Source organism: Pseudovibrio sp. POLY-S9 (assembly GCF_001431305.1).
Classification (GTDB): Bacteria; Pseudomonadota; Alphaproteobacteria; order Rhizobiales; family Stappiaceae; genus Pseudovibrio.
This window is the reverse complement of sequence record NZ_LCWX01000243.1, coordinates 148,181-167,897: the sequence shown is the minus strand read 5'-3', so window position 1 is coordinate 167,897 and position 19,717 is coordinate 148,181. Positions and strand designations below refer to the sequence as shown.

The window sequence follows — 19,717 nt, the reverse complement described above, 5'->3', positions numbered from 1 at the left end:
TGAATGAAAACAGCACCATGCGCCCGCATGGCGGCCTCTTCCTACGCGCGCTCCTTCTACTTAGATGCCCCTAGGCGTCGGCGGCCCCGTATCTGGGCGGGCACTTAGGGGATCACTCTTAAATATCTGAGAATGAAGAAAAATCCCCAGGCGCTATTCAGGACACACAAGCTGTCGGGGCAAAGTTGAAGGCATCACCAATGACCGCATCCGCTAAAGACCAAGTAGTTATTTTCGACACCACCCTGCGCGACGGAGAACAATCTCCTGGCGCTTCCATGACCTTGGAAGAAAAACTGCAAGTCGCAGAATTACTTGACACAATGGGCGTCAACATCATTGAAGCAGGCTTTCCAATTGCTTCTCAGGGTGACTTCGAAGCGGTCAGTGAAATCGCCAAACGCTCCAAAAACTCCGTAATCGCAGGCTTGGCCCGCGCAATCCCGGCGGATATTGACCGCGCTGGTGAAGCAATTAAGCAGGCAAATCAAGGCCGTATCCATACATTCGTCTCCACCTCTCCAATTCATCTGCAATTCCAGATGAACAAAACAGAAGAGCAGGTTCTGGAGATTATCACCAAAACGGTAACACAGGCCCGCAACTTGATCGACGACATCGAGTGGTCCGCAATGGACGCCACCCGAACTTCCATCGAGTACCTGAGCCGCTGTGTTGAAGCCGCCATCAACGCCGGCGCAACAACCATCAACCTGCCGGATACCGTTGGTTACGCAACGCCTGCTGAGTATCAAGCCATGTTCGAGCAGGTCATTGCGAATGTACCGAACTCTGATAAGGCAATATTCTCAGCGCATTGTCACAACGACTTGGGCTTGGCTGCAGCAAACTCTCTGGCTGGTGTCGCAGGCGGTGCACGTCAGATCGAGTGTACCATCAACGGTCTGGGCGAGCGCGCTGGCAACGCCGCGCTGGAAGAAATCGTCATGGCCCTGCGCACACGTGGCGACGTACTGCCATATGAATGCACCATCGATCCAGCCTATCTGACCCGCGCATCTAAGCTGGTCTCTGCAGTGTCCTCCTTCCCCGTCCAGTACAACAAAGCAATCGTCGGTAAAAACGCATTTGCCCACGAAAGCGGCATTCACCAGGACGGCATGTTAAAGCACGCAGAAACTTACGAAATCATGCGTCCGGAAGATGTTGGAGTTCGTGCGACCTCTTTGGTTATGGGCAAGCACTCTGGCCGTCATGCCTTCAAAGACAAGCTGTCTGAGCTGGGTTATGAGTTGGGCGACAACGCTTTGCAGGAAGCCTTCCGCCGCTTTAAGGACTTGGCAGATCGCAAGAAAAACGTTTACGACGAAGACATTGAAGCGCTGGTGGAAGACCAGATCACAATTGAAAGCGAGAACGTCAAGGTTATCGCTCTGACAGTGATTGCTGGTACTGGTGGACCTCAAAAAGCCATCTTGACCATGGACGTCAACGGCAAGCACGAAACTCGTGAAGCTACAGGCGACGGCCCGGTTGATGCCACCTTCAACGCGATCAAGGCAATTTGGCCGCATGACGCAAACATGTCCCTCTATCAGGTACATGCAGTGACAGAAGGCACCGATGCGCAGGCTGAAGTTTCCGTTCGTCTGGAAGACAACGGCAAAATCGCAACTGGTAAAGGTGCAGACACAGATACATTGGTCGCCTCTGCACGCGCCTACGTCTCTGCACTGAACAAACTGACAATCCGACGTCAGCGTCAGGTCAACGTGGAAGACGCGATCACCGTTTAAGTCATGCAATTTTCATGGAAAGAGCGCGGGTCGAAAGCCCCGCGCTTTTTTTGTGCAAGTTCAGGCTGGAACAGCAAGCTTTTGACAGCTTGGGCTAAGCACTTGATAAAATTCGCAAGGCAATCCATCAACCAGACGCGTCTCACGAAACTCAAAGCCTGCACGCTTCATGACTTTCTTGGAAGCATGATTTTCTGGATGAGCGAAGGCCAAAAGGTGAGAGTAATAGGTGTTCTCGAAGAACCACTCCACCAGCGCTTGCGCAATCTCACTGCCAAAACGTTTGTTCCAGAAGTGCTCTAACAAAGTGTAGTCCATCTCGACTTCGGCGGTTTTCTCGTAAAGAGAGAAACCAGCACGGCCAACGAACTCACCCTCATGCGTCGACAGATGCCATTGGCTGAAACCCATCAGCTCCTGAGTCTCAATAAAGCTTGCCAACCGTTTTTTCACGATCGAAACATCCCAGGCCACATTAGTGGGGTGTAAGTAACGATTGACCTCTGGATTGCTATGAAGGCTTACAAGATCTGCCAGATCATCAGAGGTAAAAGGTCGTGCCCGCAGCCGTTTCGTTTCCAGGATTGGGAGTGTCACGCTTGCTTCCTCCATTATAATCACACGCCAGCCAGCCAGAAAAACCAGCCACGTAAGACCAACAGCCTCAGGTCACATCTGGAGAGTTCTCCCTCAGATGACAACCGCCTTAATGCATGCAATATGCTTTTAAATACCATCAAAATTCAAAGCCGAATGCTTGATGGCACTTCATTATGTCTAAAAAGCGTCAGAAGTCCTGCTACATGCAATCCTTTGAAATTCAGTAGGATTTTCTCGAAGAAAGTATGCAGATAACATTTAATAAGGCAAAATTACGTTCTTTAGATACCACAGATTTGCCGGATAACGCCAATTATGCGAGCCGCACAATGACTTAAGGTAAACATAGTCTTATACAACTCATCACAATCACTTAAAATTAGTACTGGTCGGTGGAGTATACTCACACCGACCAGAGCTCTAAGGAGCCTCAGCTCCGCCGCAAATTAAATTTCTCGGAATATAGTATGGCTTGTTTGGCGACCTCTGCCAAACGTGCGCCTCTCTTTAAAGAAACCGTAGAAAGATGTCACTCAGAAATTCATCAGTAAAACTATCTATCTGCCAATTTTAACAGGGATTTTCGCCAATCAATAAAAGCCAGCATTAAGATCCATGGGAGAACGCAGTCTTCACAGTTTCAACAAAAGCTTCAGTTTCGCTGGTCTTGAGCGGGTCAATATTCTGCCAGGTCGAAAGTTGTCCCCTGAAGAACGTGGATTGTCGCTTTGCATAGCGGCGTGTTTCAGTCTTAGCTTTCTCAACTGCGCAGTCCATGCTGGTGAGCCCCTGAGCGGCTTCAGCAAGCTGCTTCACGCCAATCGCCTTCATCACTTGCAGGTTTGGATCAAGGCCCTTGGCCCAAAGCGCGCACGCTTCCTCAACCGCTCCCTGCTCCACCATCAAATCAAACCGGCGATGAATCCGATCATGCAGAACTTTGCGATCTGGCGACAACACCACTCTCACAGATTCATCGGTACTCAGCAAAGGAGTGCTACGCTCATTCTGCCAGACTGATAGAGACTTACCCGTCCCCTCAACAACCTCCAGAGCGCGTACAATGCGCTGCGTGTCTGATGGATGCAAACGATCAGACATAATCTGATCCCGCTCTCCCAGAGCGTTATGTAGCACCCCAGCAGCTGCATCCTGTGAGAACACCCTCCAATGCTGTCGCACATCCTCAGGAATGTCGGGCATCAGGGATAGTCCCTCCAGCGCGGACCTGAAGTAAAGACCAGTCCCACCAACAACAACCAGCGGGCGCCCTGATTGTCGGGCATCCGACAACAGTTCTTCAAACTCCGTCAGCCAGTTCATCACGCTGTAAGGTTGGTCACTGGGCACATGGCCGAACAGGTGGTGCGGTGCCTGCGATTCTTCTTCCACGCTTGGACGCGCGCTCAAAATGTGCAGATCAGAATAGATTTGCATGGAATCTGCATTAACAACCCACGCATTAAGCTCTTTTGCCAGTTGAATGGAAAGAGCTGTCTTGCCGCTGGCCGTCGGTCCGGCTATCAACACCGCAACAGGCCTTTTACCAGCGCCATTCACTTGCCCAGTCCGAGAGCTGCTTATGTCGTTTGTTGTCACGCTCATTTCCAATCCAGCCAAACCTGCTGTCACTGAGGATATCGTTGAGAAGGTCAGTGCCCTTCTTCCCGCGGCTCCTCAGGTTAAGGTTCTCAACCCTCACATCGCTGTAGACCTGACAATTGAGGGTCACGCAGAACCTGAAGAACTCGAAAGCTCTATTCGCACAAACCTTGCAAATGCACCAGTTGATGTTTTCATTCAACCCCAGAATGGCCGCAGAAAGAAACTCCTGATCGCAGATATGGATTCCACCATGATCCAGCAGGAGTGCATTGATGAGCTTGCAGCGGAACTGGGATTGAAAGAGAAAATCTCCGAGATCACCGAGAGCGCCATGCGCGGCGAAATTGAGTTTGAACCTGCTCTGCGACAGCGCGTTGCCCTGCTTAAAGGCCTGGGCACAGAAGTCATCGGCAAGACTATCAAAAACCGCATTACGTTGACACCTGGCGGACGAGAACTCGTGCAGACCATGAAAGCCAATGGCGGGTATGCCGCACTGGTATCTGGTGGTTTTACCTCGTTCACGCAGAAGATTGCCGAAGTCATCGGCTTCGATGAAAACAGGGCCAATATCCTTCTGGAAGCGGAATCCAAGCTCTCAGGTGAAGTTGCTGAACCGATCCTTGGCAAACAGGCGAAACTAGACCGCCTCAACGAGCTTACTGAGGAGAAGAACATCGCACTGGAAGACGTCATCGCAGTGGGTGATGGCGCCAATGATCTGGCCATGATCTGCGCTGCTGGTCTGGGCGTTGCCTTCCACGCAAAGCCCAAAGTGGCCGCGGAAGCTCGCGCTAAGATCAACTACGGCGACCTGACGGCCCTGCTCTACATTCAAGGTTACAGCCACGACGAATTTGCAAAGACCTAAGTTTCCTTGCCTTCAAATAAAAAAGCCGCCTCCAATCTGGAAGCGGCTTTTTTCATGTCTGATAAAAACGGACTAGTCTTCGATACGAACTGCAACAAACCGCAGTTCCCCAGAACCGTTGGAAAGCAACAGCAACGCAGAGCGACGTTTATCAGCCTTAAGAGCTTCAATCATATCAACCACGTCTTTTGGCGCGGCAACAGGCTCCTGAGCCACCTCAACAATCACATCACCAGCGCGAACCCGTTTGTCTTCAGCAGAACTGCCTTCAGCAACGCGGGTAATCACAACGCCTTCGATTTCGTCTGACAGGGCAAAACGTTCACGCAAAGATTCATCGATCTTGGCCAGAGACAATCCAAGCACAACGGTTTCATCCGCTTTGCTCTTTGGACTTTCCTGCTCTTCCTCAACCTTTTCAATTTCAGCCACCTCATCAAGACGTCCGAGCGTGACTTCAAGCTCGACTTCTTCACCACGGCGCAAAACCATGAGCGGAACAGTACTGCCAATCGTTGTCGTAGCAACCATGCGCGGCAGATCGCGCATTTCAGGGACACTCCGGCCATCAAAGCTCAGCACAACATCACCTGGCATGATGTCAGCTTCCTGTGCAGGTCCACCCTCAGTTACGCCAGCAATCAAAGCACCACGCGCGCTGTCCATACCGAGACTCTCAGCGATCTCTTCAGTGACGTGCTGAATACGCACACCAAGCCAGCCACGACGGGTCTCACCGAACTCACGCAGCTGCGCAATCACACGGGTTGCAGTCTCTGCAGGAATGGCAAAGCCGATGCCGATAGACCCACCTGAAGGCGAGAAAATAACAGTGTTGATCCCGACAACTTCGCCATCCATGTTGAACAGCGGACCACCCGAGTTGCCTCGGTTGATGGCAGCATCAGTCTGAATAAAATTATCATAAGGACCGGAGTTGATATCGCGGTTTCGTGCAGAAACGATACCTGCTGTAACTGTACCGCCAAGACCGAACGGGTTACCGATCGCCATCACCCAGTCACCAACACGCAGCACTTCAGAACTGCCGAACTTCACAGAATCCAAGGTTGACTGAGGCTCAACCTTCAAAACAGCAAGGTCCGTCTTCTCATCAGATCCAAGCAGCTGTGCTGACAGTTTGGTACCATCATTGAAGTTAACGGTAATCTCATCCGCTCCTTCAATCACATGGTTGTTGGTAACAATGATGCCCTTTTCACCGTCAATAACAAAGCCAGAACCGAGCGATTGAACACGCTGCGGGCTTTCACCTTCAGGTTCTTGCCCGTTGAAGAATTCTTCAAAAAATTCCTGAAAAGGGGATCCCTCAGGGACATCTGGCAGTTGAAGAGACCGCTTGGCTTTCACTCTTTGCGCGGTCGAAATGTTGACCACGGCATCACCAAGCTCTTCAGCAAGGTCTGCCAGAGATTCTGGGCCGCTTGCGCGAGCACTATCGAAGCTGCCGGTCACCGCCGCAACTCCAAGTACACTCGCAAAAACAATTGCCTTGATCGATCGTCCAAGCTCAAGGCGAGGGAAAACACCGGCCATAAGCCATCTCCTCAGATTATCAGGTGAACACAAACACTTCACCAGAACGCATACTGAAAACAAATATGCCCGCGCTTGGTTAATAAAGCGCGGGCAAAACTAACATTTATTTCTTAACTGCGTCAGGCTGATTTCTCGCAGTTGTATCATTGGCAAATCTGCGTCTAGCCACTGAGGGAACGCACCAACCATACAATCAACACACCCAGCCCCATCGCAGCAACACCACCAAGACGGAGAGACTGATCAGGAATTTCCTGAGCTTTCCGCATGAATTCCTTCAAATGGCCCGGGGCTAGAGCATAAACAACTCCCTCAACAACGAGGACAAGTCCCAGAGCCACAATAAAATCATTCATTACTGAGGTGCACCAACCGCCGGAGCACTCCGCGTTCCTGCCGGATCGTTGAAGTAACGGAAGAAGTCAGAGTCAGGAGACAGCACCAGAGACGTATCGCCACCTTCCAGAGCATTGGTATATGCCTGCATGGAACGATAGAACTCGAAGAAGCTTGGGTCTTTGCCATAAGCTTCTGCGAAGATCTGGTTGGCAGCCGCATCACCATCACCACGGATGATATCAGCATCACGCTGTGCTTCAGCAACAAGAACGGTTGCATCACGATCAGCACGAGACTTAATACGGCGAGACTGCTCTTCACCCTGTGCGCGGATTTCGGTCGCTTCACGCTGACGCTCTGTCTGCATACGACGGAAAATCGCCTGAGAGTTTGCCTCTGGCAGATCCGCACGACGGATCTTCACGTCAATCACGTCAATACCGATCGCAGCAGCGCTTTTGTCCACGTCCTGACGGATCTTTTCCATCAGATCAGAACGGTCATCACGCACCACCTGTACGAAGGTTGCTTTTGCCAGTTCAGAACGTAGAGAAGACTGCAGGAACGTCGCAAGACGGCGTGCACCTTCATTTACGTTGTTCACAGACTGGTAGAAGCGCACTGGGTTGGTGATACGGTAACGAGCAAACGCATCAACAGTCAGACGTTTTTTGTCAGCAACAATTGCTTCCAGAGGAGGCATGTTGAGATCAAGGATACGCTTATCCAGAACGATAACGTTCTGCCAAGGCAACTTGAATTTCAAACCCGGCTCAGTTTCCTGTGCTTTCACCTCACCAAACTGCAGAACAAGCGCCTGCTCAGTTGGGGTAATGATGTAAGCCGACCAGTAAAGAACCAGAGCGATAGCAGCTATAACAATGCCAAGAAGACCGCTTTTCATTAGTTGTTTCCTCCAGCACGTTTGTTCAGCTGGTCAAGCGGCAGATAAGGCACAACACCATTTTGCTGACCATTTCCGTCGATGATGATTTTCGGATTTTTGCTCAAGACATTTTCCATGGTCTCAAGATAGAGGCGCTGGCGAATAATATTAGGAGACTTCGCGTATTCCTCATAAATCTTGCTGAAGCGCTGTGCCTGACCGTTTGCATTCGCAATAGTCTTGTCACGATACGCTTGTGCAGCTTCAGAAACGCGAGCCGCATTACCACGAGCTTCAGGGACGATCTTGTTAGCGTAAGCTTGTGCTTCGTTCTGGATACGCTCTTGGTCAGCACGAGCTGCCTGAACATCACGGAACGCTTCAATAACCTGCGCAGGAGGATCAACCTTCTGCATCTGAACCTGAGTAACCTCGATACCAGCTTTGTAGTTATCGAGAGTTTCCTGCATCAGTTTTTGCACTGCAATCTGAATTGGGGCACGGTTTTCAGTCAGAATTGAATCAATGCGGGAGCTGCCAACAACTTCACGCATCGCGCTTTCAGCCACTGCTTTCACAGTGCCTTCTGGGTTCTGAATGTTAAACAGGTATTCCTGAACACCAGTAGGAGTATTCTGAATGCGCCACTGAACTTTGAAGTCTACGTCAACGATGTTTTCATCGCCGGTCAACATCAGGCTCTCTTCAGGCACATCACGCTGGTTGATAGAGCTGCCACGAACGAACTCTTCCATACCAACAGTCAATTCGCGAACACGCAGCACTTCTGGAGTGCGCACTTCGCCAACCGGATATGGCCAGTTGTAGTTCAGACCTGGATCGGTTTGTCCAACGACCTTACCGAATACCAGTTCCACACCAACTTCACTTGGTTCAACGCGGTAGATACCGGTAGCAAGCCAGATAACAACAGCAACGAGAATAGCGAACAAAATGCCTTTAAAGCCAAGGCCGCCGCCATCACCAGGAAGAACGGATTTCAGCTGATCCTGACCCCGTTTGAGGATTTCCTCAAAATCAGGTGGATTACCGCCACCACCGTTTCCGCCGCCACGCTGTGGGCCACCGCCGCCACCCCAAGGGCCACCACCGCCCTTGTTGCCGCCGGAGTTCCCCCAAGGGCCGCCGTTATTGCCGCCACCTCCGCTTTGATTGCTCCAAGGCATAGAGAGATCCCTTTACTAGGTATGCTGCCGGACAAACCGACAAATAGATGAGAGTTAGACTAAGCCAACTATTACTTGATTAGGGTTATAGGCAAGTTACCAGCGCCTTTCAACGAATGCAGATACGCCAAAAGGCTGCACTTTATGGAAAAACACCAAAACCCCACAGAAACCGGACATTATTGAAGAAGATAAGCCTTCTTTCACACGTTTCAACCGACGTACAAGAGCCTACCTGCAAATTTCAGCTGTAAGAATTAGAGGCACAATCAGGCAAATTCTTGCTGTTTTGCTCAACAAAACGTAAACCAAGCCAACACACAGCGGAAACGTGCAGAGTTTCAAGCCTCAGCTTTCAGGCGGCACCCTTAAACGCATGTCAATGTGCGGAATACCATCGTCCAGATAAGTCTCCGAAGTGGCGTAGAAGCCAAGCCCGCCATAGAAGTCCTTCAGATAGTCCTGTGCCTGCAGCTCCACGCGCGCATCATCATTGGTCGCTGCGCAGTAAGAAAGCGCGGCATTCATCAACTTACCGGCAATGCCCTGCCCGCGCGCCTCCTTTGAGACCAACACACGGCTAATCTTGAACACATCGCCATCTTCGTGTTTCAGGAGGATTCGCAGCGCCCCGAGAATATGCCCGACATCATTCATCACGAGAATGTGTTTACTGACAGGATCGAGCCCATCGATATCTGGATATGCGCACTGCTGTTCAACAATAAACACATCGCAACGTAACTTTAGCAAAGCATAGAGCTGTTCAACGCTGAACTCGTTGAAGTCTTTAAGCTCAAGAAACTGGGACATTCCACCTCAAAAATTCCGCGGCTCACTCCCGAAAAGCAAGCCTTAAACCCTTATTTATCTTGGTGGTCAGCGTTCAAATTGCAAGTCAATTACTGCCAGAAACTAATCTTTAGGCAGATTTCACAAGCAGAAACAGAAGGAAAGACCCAAAGCACCGATCCCCTTAACCTCTCGTTAATGAAGAGCGGCGGGGATGCAAATGCGGGCAATAAAGCCAAAACACCTCATGAACAGCTTGCAGCGCAGGTTCCTGCCTTCGTCCTCCTATCAATCGGAGTGGGACGAAGAAACGATACCCAATTGGTTTCATAGCGAGCTGACCGATCTTCATAGCCAGAAGATTGAAAAGCAGGCAAAATTGTATTCAACCCTGCCACTCTCTTGCGCTCAGGCTTTGCAAACCCATGGCATCTGGATCAAACATAATGTGTTGCCGCGGGAGTTCTTTCGCAGGCTCAAATTTGAAGCCTTTGACTATTTTGTCGGGCAGAGAGATCGGAATAAGCGTCTTCTCTCCAACTGGCATAACGCACAAAGCTTCACACTGCCGTTGAACTATACGCACCTTCTCAGGCAACCCTTTTTACAATCTGCCATCACAGACGAGCTTATTCCGCCACCGCTACAGTTCGCAGCAGGCAGAAAAGCCAAGCCTGCGTACCATATCGAGGCAATGGCACAATGCACGCCGTCCTTCCGCTTTGAAACGGAAGGCAGCAACACACCACCTTTTGAAATTGAGCACGATGCATTCTCGCCCGGCGCGATTGCGTTGCTTTTTCTGGAAAAAATCACACCAGAAGACGGCGCAATGTTTTACATCCCCGGCTCACATCGCATGACAGAACAACGTATTTTCTGGGAGTACCAGCGCCATCTTGACTATACAGAGATGGAAGAAGAGGCCGATGAGCCCATCACAGGGCTGAGCGATCTGCAAGAACTGGATCTGCCACCTCTCCTGCCTTTAAAGGTAGAGGCAAACACACTGCTGATTATGGACCGCTCAGGTTTCCATGGCCGCCTGCCAAGCACCAACAACGCACACAACGCCCATACCGCTCACCGCCTTGCCTTACGCGCAGACCTCACAACAAAGTCTTCAACGCGCAACAACTAATCAGCCTGCATCAAAGCTTGCGACGATAAATTTCCAATGAGGAATCAGCGGAGTCTTTTTCCCCACGATCAAACGGCGTGCGTTCAGCAAGCTCCCATTCGCCCTCATAGATATCCGGGAATTTCGTGTCACCGTCTGGCTGCGCATGAATACGGGTAATGTAGAGAGTAGAAGCCTTAGGCATCGCTTCTTTATAGATCTGCCCCCCACCCACAATCATGATCTCATCGACGCCATCATTCTCAGCAATGTCATTTGCGAGCGTGAGTGCATCACCAAGACTGCTGACCACTTCAACACCTTCATAAGCGTAGTTCGGATCACGTGTGATAACGACATTTTTGCGGTTTGGGAGAGGCTTGCCAAGCGTCGTGCAAATACTCTCAAAGGTCCGACGCCCCATGATCACGGGCTTACCTGTTGTCGTCTTGCGAAAGAACTTCAGATCGGTAGAAACAGACCATGGCATGTCATTGTTTGCGCCAATCACACCATTTTCAGCCACAGCTGAGATCATCGAAATTTGCTTCATCCTATCCTCAATCGGCAAGAGACAAGTCGTACTCAGTTGATGAGAGCATCAAGCTCCCATCTAAACCAGTTCAGGCAGCAGGAAAGAACCTACGGCCTCACATTCCAACTAAGCATTAACGGCTGGCCTTCGTCTGTAACATCGAACACACCATAGGCCGCTGTCTTCAGTTTCAAATCAGCACCAGCACCTTGATCAGCCAATGCTTTCAATGCAAAGCGTGCAATCCCGTTACTGGTCACCACAAGAAGGGTCTTGCCTGGGAACTTCTTGGGAGCAGATGCAAAGAATTCCTGCCAGCGCCCAATCACAGCGTGCGGGTCAATGTGCCAGCCATTCGGCGGCACACCTTCTTCTTCCCATGCACGAAGAGCCTCATCACCAATCCGGGCCAGAACCTCTTCCTCAGGCTTATTTTCATCCGGGCCGTAATCGATCTCCACCAAAAACGGCAGAACCTTCAGATCAACCTCTTCAGCCTGCGTTTTCAGTGCAATCTGCGCTGTTTGCTTCGTTCTCTGCAGCGGAGAGCAAAACGCCATATCAAAGCTCACACCCAGATCGGCAAAGTGCTCAGAGAGCTTCTCAGCCTGACCCAGACCAGAAACACTGAGAGGCAAGTCTGTGCGGCCACCAACACGAGTGACAACATCGCCCTTATCAAAAGTGTTGCCGTGTCTAAGAATATAAACGCGCGTCAAAGGCCAGTCTCCAAATGATCAAACGGGTCGCCAAATTTAGCAATCAATTGTGCAGCAAGCTCCGCATCGCTTGGCGTATCCACACCAGACATGGAAAGTTTAGGCGGCTGCACTTCTTCCGCATGAACAACCATACCGTTTTCCAAAAAACGAAGCTGCTCAAGCCCTTCCATCTGCTCGTAATACCCAAGTCCAAGCTCATTGAAGCGCTCAAGAGCATCAACACGGTAGCCATAAAGCCCGATATGGCGGAAGACAGGAGAAAGCTTGTCGCTCTCCCGCAGTTTCTCTTCTTTACGAATGGCCGGAAGAATATTCTTGGAGAACCACAGAGCCGTTCCATCATCCCTGCGCGCACAAGTTGTGCCGGAAAACGGATGAGCCTTCTTGTGCTCACGGAGCTCGTCCAACCCGTTCCAGTCCAGCCGGATAACGGGCGTGAACACGTCCGCATCAGGGCGCAGTGCAGCAGCCTGAATCAACGCAGAAACATGCTCAGGCGGCGTAAACGGCGCATCACCCTGCAGGTTCAAAACGAACTCGGGATGCGTGCCATGCACTCTGGAGGCAGCAAGTGCCCGGTCCGTACCCGATGGATGCTCCGGATCAGTCATCACAAAGGGCGCACCGATATGGCGGCAATGCTCAGCAACCTCTTCATGGTCCACCGCGACCACATAGTCAGAACCAGTTTGTTTCGCAGCAACACGAGCAACTTGTACAACACGCTCCAGCAAGCTGCGGCCACTGATTGGGTGCAGCGGCTTGCGCGGGAAACGGGTTGATCCAATACGCGCCGGAACGCAAATAAGGGTTCGCATGGGAACTCCTTTAAAGAAACCAAAGACAACTAGACCGCAACAACACCTTTGATGTGTGGATGCGGGTCATAACCTTCCAAAGCAAAGTCCTCGTAGCAGAACCCGAAGATATCCTTCACTTCTGGATTGATATGCATAACAGGCAAGGCCCGCAGCTCTCTGGAAAGCTGAAGCTCAGCCTGCTCCATATGATTTGAGTAGAGATGCGCGTCACCAAGCGTATGAACAAAATCACCAGGTTCCAGATCGCAAACCTGTGCAATCATCATGGTCAGCAATGCATAAGATGCGATGTTGAACGGAACACCGAGGAACACATCTGCAGAACGTTGGTAGAGCTGGCAGGAAAGCTTGCCGTTTGCCACGTAAAACTGGAACAGCGAATGACAAGGCGGCAACGCCATATCGTCAACAAGTGCAGGATTCCAGGCAGAAACAATCAACCGGCGGCTATCCGGGTTCGTTTTTATCTGCTTCACCACATTGGCAATCTGGTCGATAGAGCCACCGTCTGGCTTGGGCCAGGAGCGCCACTGATAACCATAGACTGGCCCCAGGTCGCCATTCTCATCTGCCCACTCATCCCAAATACGTACCTTATTATCTTTAAGGTACTTGATGTTGGTATCACCCGCCAAAAACCAGAGCAGCTCATAAATGATAGATCTCAAGTGCAATTTCTTGGTCGTAACAACCGGAAAGCCCTTGGACAGATCAAACCGCATCTGATGACCAAAGACAGACTTGGTGCCTGTTCCAGTGCGATCTTCCTTAACCACACCTTCATCCATGATACGGCGCATCAGCTCTAGATATTGCTGCACGAAGGATCATCTCCTGTTTTACGATTCGAGTCGCGCACAGTATAGCCAATCTACCGAAAATCGCTTCTGTGCCATCTTGCATATGGGGTCTTACCCCAAGCTTCCGCCGATAAAAAGACCGGGAAAATAGCTTGAGTGCTTCCGCCTTAGGCAAATCCCAGCAAAAGCGTCATTTACAAATCTTCAACACCACCACTTGTTCAAATTGGCCTGTGAATATGCCGCTTTGTCAACAGGTTCTCTTAGCCCTGCAACAGTAACCGCTATCTTTTGCCCTTCCATTTACCAGTGCGTACACCTATATTCCCCCTGCCAGTTCGCTGGCTACGGCAATAAATTGCGAGCGCAATAAACCATTCGGACCCGGGGGCGGTACCCGGCGCCTCCACCAAAGCCCGTTGTACTCCAGCGGTCTTCGGGGGGGCGAAACAGGATCGACGAGGGCGTAAAGGCTTTGTTTTTGCTCGGCATGGTACCACCGTTATCGGACCAAAATGATAGTTGCAAATGACAACTACGCTATGGACAACGCTGTAGCTGCGTAATGCAGTTCCGGTAGTCCACTAAGTCCCGTTGGTTAGCACCTTCAGGCGGGGTTCGGAGGCACCTGGCAACAGAAGCCTCCACTTTAGTGTTAAAAGGCTCTTTCCTTATTCTACGCCTATTCAAGGTATAGAAATAAAAGACAGGCCTTTTTGTCGCCTCTACGCTATAGTTAGGCCGAATAAGAACGCAAAGGATGAGCGGTGCCGGACATGGCTGAAGATTTAATCCGCTATGACATCATCATTCAGGACGCGCTGAGAAACGCAGTCCGAAAGATATTGGTTGAGGTCAACCGGGCAGGACTTCCCGGAGAGCACCATTTTTACATTGCCTTTGAAACCACGGCCCCTGGCGTCAAGATTTCAAACCGCTTAAGGGAACGTTACCCGAAAGAAATGACGATCGTGCTGCAGCACCAGTTTTGGGACCTGCAGATCACTGAGCACGCTTTCGAGGTTGGTTTGTCCTTTGGTGGTGTTCCGGAGCATTTGTATGTTCCGTTCTCTGCAATCAAGGGTTTCTTCGACCCGTCTGTCCAGTTTGCTCTTGAGTTTGAGCCTGGCAAGACCGGTGAAGAACTGCCTGCAGAATTCCGCATTGCGGAACGTGATCTGGACTCTGTAGAAGAGTTCCATGCACGTCTGGAATCGGCTGTCGAACAGGACGAAAAAGAAGAAGCAAACGCAGCTGCTTCCGAAACAGAAGAGACAGCTTCAGACTCTGAGGAAGATAAAGAGAAATCTGAATCTGACGAGACTTCCAAAGATGATAACGGAAGTGCGCAGGTTGTTTCTCTGGATGCTTTCCGCAAGAAGAGCTGATCCGTCCGATCAAGATAAGAGCGGTCGGCTCATCAACGTCATGTAATGGGTGATTGTATGAGCGCGACCGTTGTTAACCTGCGTCAGGCCCGCAAGCAAAAGGCCAGAGATAGCAAAGCCCAGTCCGCAGCGGAAAATCGCCGGAAGTTCGGGCGCTCAAAAGCTGAAAAGTCTCAGGAACATGCAGAAGCAACCCTGGAGACAAAACGCTTTGAAGGTCATAAGTTGGCCTCCGTCTCTTCATCATCACCTACAGATGAAGACTGAGGCATCCCTATGAGCCTCAAGAAACGTTCCATCACCCTACACGGACATAGAACCAGCATCACGCTGGAGCCAGAGTTCTGGACTGGTCTGGAAGATTTTGCGCGAAGTCAGGGTAAGAATATTACCGCAACTATCGCCTCAATTGATGATGAGCGAAACCCGGAAAACAACCTCTCAAGCTGTATCCGCGTCGCTGTGCTCAAGCACTTTCAGAGCCAGCTGGTCAGTTAACCTGCAGCAGGCGACCACCTGGCAGCTCAATGAACTTAGGTGCTCCACGCTCATCAGTCTGCAAATCAGGCAGCGGTCCACGTAAGACCTGATTGTCATTGCCTGCCTCAAGCACGCCAAGATTTTTCGGAGCACCTGACTGGATGATAGGCCCAAGCAGATCAACCTCTCCTGCTGGCACCGTCGCCTCATTCACGCCACCAATGGTCACTGGAGCTTCCAATGCAGGTAGACTGGATTTCGCACGCGGTTTGGGCGGGTCAACGATTGCGACAGAGGGGCTAACGGGCTTTTTTGCAGTGGCGTCTCCGTCAAGAACAGACCGAATACGCGCACTAAAGTCCTGAACTGTACTCTTGTTGGCCTCAGCATCGGCTTGGGCTTTTGCTTCAGCAGCAGCTTTCGCCTCCGCAGCAGCTCTTGCTTCCGCCGCCTTCTGAGCTTCCTCAGCCCGCTTCACAGCCTCAACTGCTTTCGCCTTGCGCGCTTCTTCCTCAGCAGCAAGGCGAGCAGCACGGGCTTTCGCCTCCTTATCTGCCTGCGCCTGTCGCTTACGCTCAGCTGCAGCAGCAGCTTCGGCTTGACGAGCCTTTTCCGCATCCTCTGCAGCTTGCGCCTTTTGTGCGGCTTCCTCTTCCCGCTTTTTCTTCAGTTCATCAAGCATGCGCTCTTGCTCAGCAATCTTGCGCTGCTCTTCTTCAATGCGTTTCACATTCAGCTCAATTGCACGAAGATTGAGGTAGGAGAGCAAAGGCCCCGTATCCAGCTTGCGCACTGGGTTTTCCAGCGGACCAGAATACAAGATAGCGACCTGAGGCTCAGCACCGGCAACTTTCTGTGCTTCATCACGGGTCTTCATGGAAACATCGCCTGTCAGCGCCCACTTCTCCAGATCAACAAGCGCAGAGCCAAACAATGTGGTTCCCGCAGTATCAACGGAGATGTTACGCGCCCGGATCCGCCCACTCGCGATGCCCAAGGACCCATCAACCCGGGTGAACGCTATAGACCCTGCATCCAGATGGTCCGCAAAGGTGTTTTGAATAGCAGCTTCATCCAGCTCAAGACCCGCATCTGCTGCCTTGATCACGAGATCAAAGGCCGCTGGGTTGATCCGGCGAATTTCACCATCAGTAACGCTGAAAGTGCCTCCACCTGAAAGACCAGCAACAAGACCCGAGATTGTACGTCCGCTTCCTTCAAACTCAGCAATTGCCTGCAACTTACCAGTGGCTAAAGTACGACCGTCATCAGTCCAGGCCAACTCTTCAAAATCAGCGTCATCCAACCGGAACCGGCCAGACAGAGTCGCCTGCCCCTGATCCCGCCGCAGATCGAAGGCACCAGAAAACTCACCACCTGCAAAACGACCAGTGCCTTCATTGATAGACAGCTGATCTGAACGTAACCGAAGCTGACCACTGGCGGCATCCAGTCGGAACTCATCACTGAACAAGGCGCGGTCGCTCTTCACATCAAGCGTCAAATCCACACCATCAGCAAGGCCTTGCCCCAACGCCTGCGAGGACCAGACAGAATCTTCCTGCAGCACACCAGCCCAAACATTGGAACCTAGCAGCAATTCACTCAGACTGCGCATATCAAGTTCAGACAGTTCCAGCTTGCCAGATGCCTCTAAAGGTCCACTCTTTTTCAAAGTACCTTCAAGATCACCAGAAAGATCCATATTAGCCAGCTGGCCTTTCAGATCTGAGAGCTTAAAGTCCCGCCCACGTCCTTCAAGCTGACCCCTCAGGTTTGCTTTGAGAGGACCGGAGTAGATTGGATAGATCTTGCCAAATGCCAGTCCGTAATCCGCCAAATCATCAGACTGCAACGCAACTTTGGCAGACCAGACAGCAGCAGACCGGTTCGGAATACGCACGGTCCCATCAGAGAGGATCTTCAGCCCAACAAGATCACTTGAAAACCCAAAGGCAAGTTGATCACGCGGACTACCAGACAAGGAAAGGCGAACCTCTCCCGGTTGCAGTTGCGTAATTGGGATAGCCTCGAACCCAAGCTGACGAAGTACTTTAACGCCATCTTTGCCACCAAGCGTCATTTCCGCATAAAGGTCACCTTCTGCGAAGTCATCAATGCGGCCTTCAAAGGTGCCATTCAGATCCAGATCACTGACACCAACCTCACCAAAGAGGTTCAAAGACATATCGGTCCGCCCCTTCTCAGCATAAGCAGAAAGCTCCGCTTTAAGGTTGGCAGGTGCAAGATCCGGAGCAGCTGTTTTCAGGCGCTCAATCAACGGATGGTCAGGTGCATACTCTTCCAAAACAGCAACAGCTCCAGTCAGAGACGATGCTGTCAGCGTGCCTTTGATATTCCCCTGAGGCGTCGTGCTCAGGTCATCAATGCGGCCCTTCATATCAATGTAAGCACCAGCAAAATCACGGATTTTCAGCTGCTCAATGGAAAGCGCATCCCGGTTCAGGCTCGCACTCACCGCCATGCTTTTTGCTTTCACGCCACTGGCAACAAGCTCATCTGCATAAAGCCGCATGGACATATCAACCGCACTCGGTTTGATCTTCTTACCCGTAAACGCTTCCACATAACGCTGGATTTCATCCAGATTAACGCGGTCACTATCCATATCAACCGTGATCAACGGGCTGCGATCAAGCGGATGCTCAAATGAAATTAAGCCAACACTGCGCACATCTCCTGCATCAACCCGAAGATCAGGAAGTCGCAGAGCACCCGAACCAGCTTCAACACGACCTCTCAACGCAACAGGAGACAGCCGTTTGGAAGCGTCCTTACGCTCACCCAACCACCAATGCGCCAGCTGATGTGGCTGACGGGAAGAGATTTCCCAGTCACCCTGATAACCGGCAGAACCGCGCAGCTCTAGGTAACCGCTGGTCTTGAACAAGCTACGACCTGGCAGCTCTCCAGAGAGCTCATCAATCTTCCAGCCGGTTCCTGTCGATTCAAGCAAGGCACTCAGATTGGAAACAACAGAACCACCCACCACCACAACAGGAACGGTCAGATCCATATTGCCTTTCACATCCAGCAGCGGCAACGACTTCAAGCCACCAGCCAGTCGCGTGAGAACAGCATCGGTCGGGACCAGCGGACGCTGTGGCCCACCGCCGATCATCCGGTCCAGATCAACCTGTTTGAACTGAGCAACAGCTTGAAATTCTGGCTCTGGCCCAAAACTATAAATCCCGCCACCCTCAGCGGTAATCGGACGATCTTCTGAGCCAAGACGTAACGTGCTCTCAGTCAGTTCCAGTCGCTCACCGTCCAAATTAAACTTACTCTTGCCGGCCCATTCCAGCGCGTCAGAGCCTTCACTGACAACGGATTGAACCTCAGCATCTCCGTAATAGGAAACCACACCGTTTTGGTGTGTCAGGAAGCCATCAGTTGAGAATTGAGCCGCAACATTTGCAGGAGACACCTGCGTCTTAACCCGGATCTGACCATTGCGCTCCACTCGGCCACTACCGATTTTCAGCGTGTAAGGCACACCCTCATAAAGCATCGCGCCTTCCGCTTTGAAAGGCCCCTGCAAACCGCCAGCATAAAGTTCAAGGTTCGCATTACCTGCGCGGCGGACTTCACCAGTCCGCGCATCAGTCAACACGACAGACCCATTTTGAACGCTCACCCCCTCCAGAATAAGCGAGGTCGGATCGATTTCAGAAATAACGGAACGGCGGGAATTGGTTTGCAAAACATCAAGACGGCCTTCCTCATCAAGAGAAAGGTTAAGCTCTGGCGCGTTGAGTTTCATCTCGGTGACGTGCACTTCTCCGCGCAAAAGCGAAGGCAACTCAATACGGCCTTCAAATCCTTTGATCGTCATCAGCGGATCTTCGACAGAACCAACACGAACGTCAGAGAGCTTCACGTAGGGAGCAGGCAGCAGCTGGACATCGGTCTCACCGAGGATCGTCACCTGATGCCCCAGAATTTTCTCACCATAGCTTTCAAACAGGGAACGATAAGCTGACCAATCGATGACCAAAGGGCCAACAAGCGCGATGACCAGCGCCAAGATCAAAGTCCCACCGACGGTGATGTAAACCGAATTCAACGTTAAGCTCCTTTACCCACTTCGAACCTCACGCCTTGCCGCGCTGTCCGCCTATGAGCTGCATGCAAACACTTGTTTGTCTATGTGAATTACAGCAGGAACAAGACGACAGCAACGACTTAAGGCAATGTTTCCGAACGGAACGAAGCAAGTGCGTATTTATGGCA

18 protein-coding genes and 1 other RNA gene are annotated in these 19,717 nt (G+C 51.3%); 7 read left to right on the top strand and 12 right to left on the bottom strand.

Going from position 1 to position 19,717, the window contains the following annotated elements:
- Positions 1-200 precede the first annotated feature (200 nt).
- Entirely contained in the window at positions 201-1,757 is a 1,557-nt protein-coding gene (locus PPL9_RS27830; protein ID WP_057465761.1) for a 2-isopropylmalate synthase, read from the top strand.
- Between the two features lie 60 nt (positions 1,758-1,817).
- Here PPL9_RS27830 and PPL9_RS27825 read toward each other — a convergent pair whose 3' ends face one another.
- Complete coding sequence (locus tag PPL9_RS27825; protein WP_208989683.1) at positions 1,818-2,354, bottom strand: GNAT family N-acetyltransferase; 537 nt, start codon at positions 2,352-2,354, stop codon at positions 1,818-1,820.
- 609 nt (positions 2,355-2,963) lie between these two features.
- Complete coding sequence (miaA, locus tag PPL9_RS27820) at positions 2,964-3,956, bottom strand: tRNA (adenosine(37)-N6)-dimethylallyltransferase MiaA (RefSeq protein ID WP_343228961.1); 993 nt, start codon at positions 3,954-3,956, stop codon at positions 2,964-2,966.
- Between miaA and serB the strand changes: the two genes are divergently transcribed.
- On the top strand, positions 3,940-4,833 hold the full coding sequence (gene serB, locus PPL9_RS27815; RefSeq protein WP_057465759.1) for a phosphoserine phosphatase SerB: 894 nt from the start codon (positions 3,940-3,942) through the stop codon (positions 4,831-4,833). The genes miaA and serB overlap by 17 nt on opposite strands.
- 72 nt (positions 4,834-4,905) lie before the next feature.
- Here the strand turns inward: serB and PPL9_RS27810 are convergent, their stop codons facing one another.
- The 5 genes from PPL9_RS27810 to PPL9_RS27790 all read right to left on the bottom strand — a co-directional run bounded on the left by PPL9_RS27810 (position 4,906) and on the right by PPL9_RS27790 (position 9,618).
- On the bottom strand, positions 4,906-6,390 hold the full coding sequence (locus tag PPL9_RS27810) for a Do family serine endopeptidase (RefSeq protein WP_057465758.1): 1,485 nt from the start codon (positions 6,388-6,390) through the stop codon (positions 4,906-4,908).
- Positions 6,391-6,554: 164 nt separating this feature from the next.
- Positions 6,555-6,749 (bottom strand): DUF2065 domain-containing protein, encoded by a 195-nt coding sequence (locus PPL9_RS27805; RefSeq protein WP_057465757.1) that lies wholly within the window; start codon positions 6,747-6,749, stop codon positions 6,555-6,557.
- Entirely contained in the window at positions 6,749-7,636 is an 888-nt protein-coding gene (gene hflC / locus PPL9_RS27800) for a protease modulator HflC (RefSeq protein WP_057465756.1), read from the bottom strand. Before hflC ends, PPL9_RS27805 begins: the two co-directional genes overlap by 1 nt.
- Positions 7,636-8,805 (bottom strand): FtsH protease activity modulator HflK, encoded by a 1,170-nt coding sequence (gene hflK, locus PPL9_RS27795; RefSeq protein WP_057465755.1) that lies wholly within the window; start codon positions 8,803-8,805, stop codon positions 7,636-7,638. The genes hflC and hflK overlap by 1 nt, the downstream gene beginning before the upstream one ends.
- A 348-nt stretch (positions 8,806-9,153) precedes the next feature.
- On the bottom strand, positions 9,154-9,618 hold the full coding sequence (locus PPL9_RS27790) for a GNAT family N-acetyltransferase (protein WP_057465754.1): 465 nt from the start codon (positions 9,616-9,618) through the stop codon (positions 9,154-9,156).
- A 199-nt stretch (positions 9,619-9,817) separates the two neighbouring features.
- Here PPL9_RS27790 and PPL9_RS27785 point away from each other — a divergent pair, with 199 nt between their 5' ends.
- Positions 9,818-10,738 (top strand): phytanoyl-CoA dioxygenase family protein, encoded by a 921-nt coding sequence (locus tag PPL9_RS27785; RefSeq protein WP_208989682.1) that lies wholly within the window; start codon positions 9,818-9,820, stop codon positions 10,736-10,738.
- Between the two features lie 10 nt (positions 10,739-10,748).
- On the opposite strand, the gene PPL9_RS27780 is transcribed toward PPL9_RS27785, so the two are convergent.
- The 4 genes from PPL9_RS27780 to PPL9_RS27765 all read right to left on the bottom strand — a co-directional run bounded on the left by PPL9_RS27780 (position 10,749) and on the right by PPL9_RS27765 (position 13,616).
- Positions 10,749-11,270, bottom strand: a complete 522-nt coding sequence (locus tag PPL9_RS27780; RefSeq protein ID WP_057465752.1) for a dihydrofolate reductase — start codon at positions 11,268-11,270, stop codon at positions 10,749-10,751.
- A gap of 89 nt (positions 11,271-11,359) precedes the next feature.
- Positions 11,360-11,971: a histidine phosphatase family protein gene (locus PPL9_RS27775; RefSeq protein WP_057465751.1), complete on the bottom strand. Its 612-nt coding sequence runs from the start codon at positions 11,969-11,971 to the stop codon at positions 11,360-11,362.
- Entirely contained in the window at positions 11,968-12,792 is an 825-nt protein-coding gene (locus PPL9_RS27770; RefSeq protein ID WP_057465750.1) for a manno-octulosonate cytidylyltransferase, read from the bottom strand. Before PPL9_RS27770 ends, PPL9_RS27775 begins: the two co-directional genes overlap by 4 nt.
- Before the next feature lie 29 nt (positions 12,793-12,821).
- Positions 12,822-13,616: a thymidylate synthase gene (locus tag PPL9_RS27765; protein ID WP_057465749.1), complete on the bottom strand. Its 795-nt coding sequence runs from the start codon at positions 13,614-13,616 to the stop codon at positions 12,822-12,824.
- Between the two features lie 272 nt (positions 13,617-13,888).
- On the opposite strand from PPL9_RS27765, the gene ssrA reads away from it, so the two are divergent.
- The 4 genes from ssrA to PPL9_RS27750 all read left to right on the top strand — a co-directional run bounded on the left by ssrA (position 13,889) and on the right by PPL9_RS27750 (position 15,481).
- Positions 13,889-14,244, top strand: a transfer-messenger RNA (tmRNA) gene (gene ssrA, locus PPL9_RS30990).
- A 127-nt stretch (positions 14,245-14,371) separates the two neighbouring features.
- Positions 14,372-14,983, top strand: a complete 612-nt coding sequence (locus tag PPL9_RS27760; protein ID WP_057465748.1) for a ClpXP protease specificity-enhancing factor SspB — start codon at positions 14,372-14,374, stop codon at positions 14,981-14,983.
- Positions 14,984-15,040: 57 nt separating this feature from the next.
- Positions 15,041-15,250 carry a DUF4169 family protein gene (locus PPL9_RS27755; RefSeq protein WP_057465829.1) on the top strand — a complete coding sequence of 70 codons (210 nt, stop codon included), beginning with the start codon at positions 15,041-15,043 and terminating at the stop codon, positions 15,248-15,250.
- A 9-nt stretch (positions 15,251-15,259) separates the two neighbouring features.
- On the top strand, positions 15,260-15,481 hold the full coding sequence (locus tag PPL9_RS27750) for a ribbon-helix-helix domain-containing protein (protein WP_057465747.1): 222 nt from the start codon (positions 15,260-15,262) through the stop codon (positions 15,479-15,481).
- Here PPL9_RS27750 and PPL9_RS27745 read toward each other — a convergent pair.
- Positions 15,474-19,550, bottom strand: a complete 4,077-nt coding sequence (locus tag PPL9_RS27745; protein WP_057465746.1) for an AsmA family protein — start codon at positions 19,548-19,550, stop codon at positions 15,474-15,476. The genes PPL9_RS27750 and PPL9_RS27745 overlap by 8 nt on opposite strands.
- Between the last annotated feature and the right edge of the window lie 167 nt (positions 19,551-19,717).

Coding starts and splice junctions, on each gene's coding strand:
- PPL9_RS27790 (WP_057465754.1), bottom strand. CDS start 9,618: ATGTCCCAGTTTCTTGAGCTTAAAGACTTCAACGAGTTCAGCGTTGAA.
- PPL9_RS27785 (WP_208989682.1), top strand. CDS start 9,818: ATGCGGGCAATAAAGCCAAAACACCTCATGAACAGCTTGCAGCGCAGG.
- serB (WP_057465759.1), top strand. CDS start 3,940: ATGTCGTTTGTTGTCACGCTCATTTCCAATCCAGCCAAACCTGCTGTC.
- PPL9_RS27805 (WP_057465757.1), bottom strand. CDS start 6,749: ATGAATGATTTTATTGTGGCTCTGGGACTTGTCCTCGTTGTTGAGGGA.
- PPL9_RS27810 (WP_057465758.1), bottom strand. CDS start 6,390: ATGGCCGGTGTTTTCCCTCGCCTTGAGCTTGGACGATCGATCAAGGCA.
- hflC (WP_057465756.1), bottom strand. CDS start 7,636: ATGAAAAGCGGTCTTCTTGGCATTGTTATAGCTGCTATCGCTCTGGTT.
- PPL9_RS27755 (WP_057465829.1), top strand. CDS start 15,041: ATGAGCGCGACCGTTGTTAACCTGCGTCAGGCCCGCAAGCAAAAGGCC.
- hflK (WP_057465755.1), bottom strand. CDS start 8,805: ATGCCTTGGAGCAATCAAAGCGGAGGTGGCGGCAATAACGGCGGCCCT.
- PPL9_RS27750 (WP_057465747.1), top strand. CDS start 15,260: ATGAGCCTCAAGAAACGTTCCATCACCCTACACGGACATAGAACCAGC.
- PPL9_RS27760 (WP_057465748.1), top strand. CDS start 14,372: ATGGCTGAAGATTTAATCCGCTATGACATCATCATTCAGGACGCGCTG.
- PPL9_RS27780 (WP_057465752.1), bottom strand. CDS start 11,270: ATGAAGCAAATTTCGATGATCTCAGCTGTGGCTGAAAATGGTGTGATT.
- PPL9_RS27770 (WP_057465750.1), bottom strand. CDS start 12,792: ATGCGAACCCTTATTTGCGTTCCGGCGCGTATTGGATCAACCCGTTTC.
- PPL9_RS27830 (WP_057465761.1), top strand. CDS start 201: ATGACCGCATCCGCTAAAGACCAAGTAGTTATTTTCGACACCACCCTG.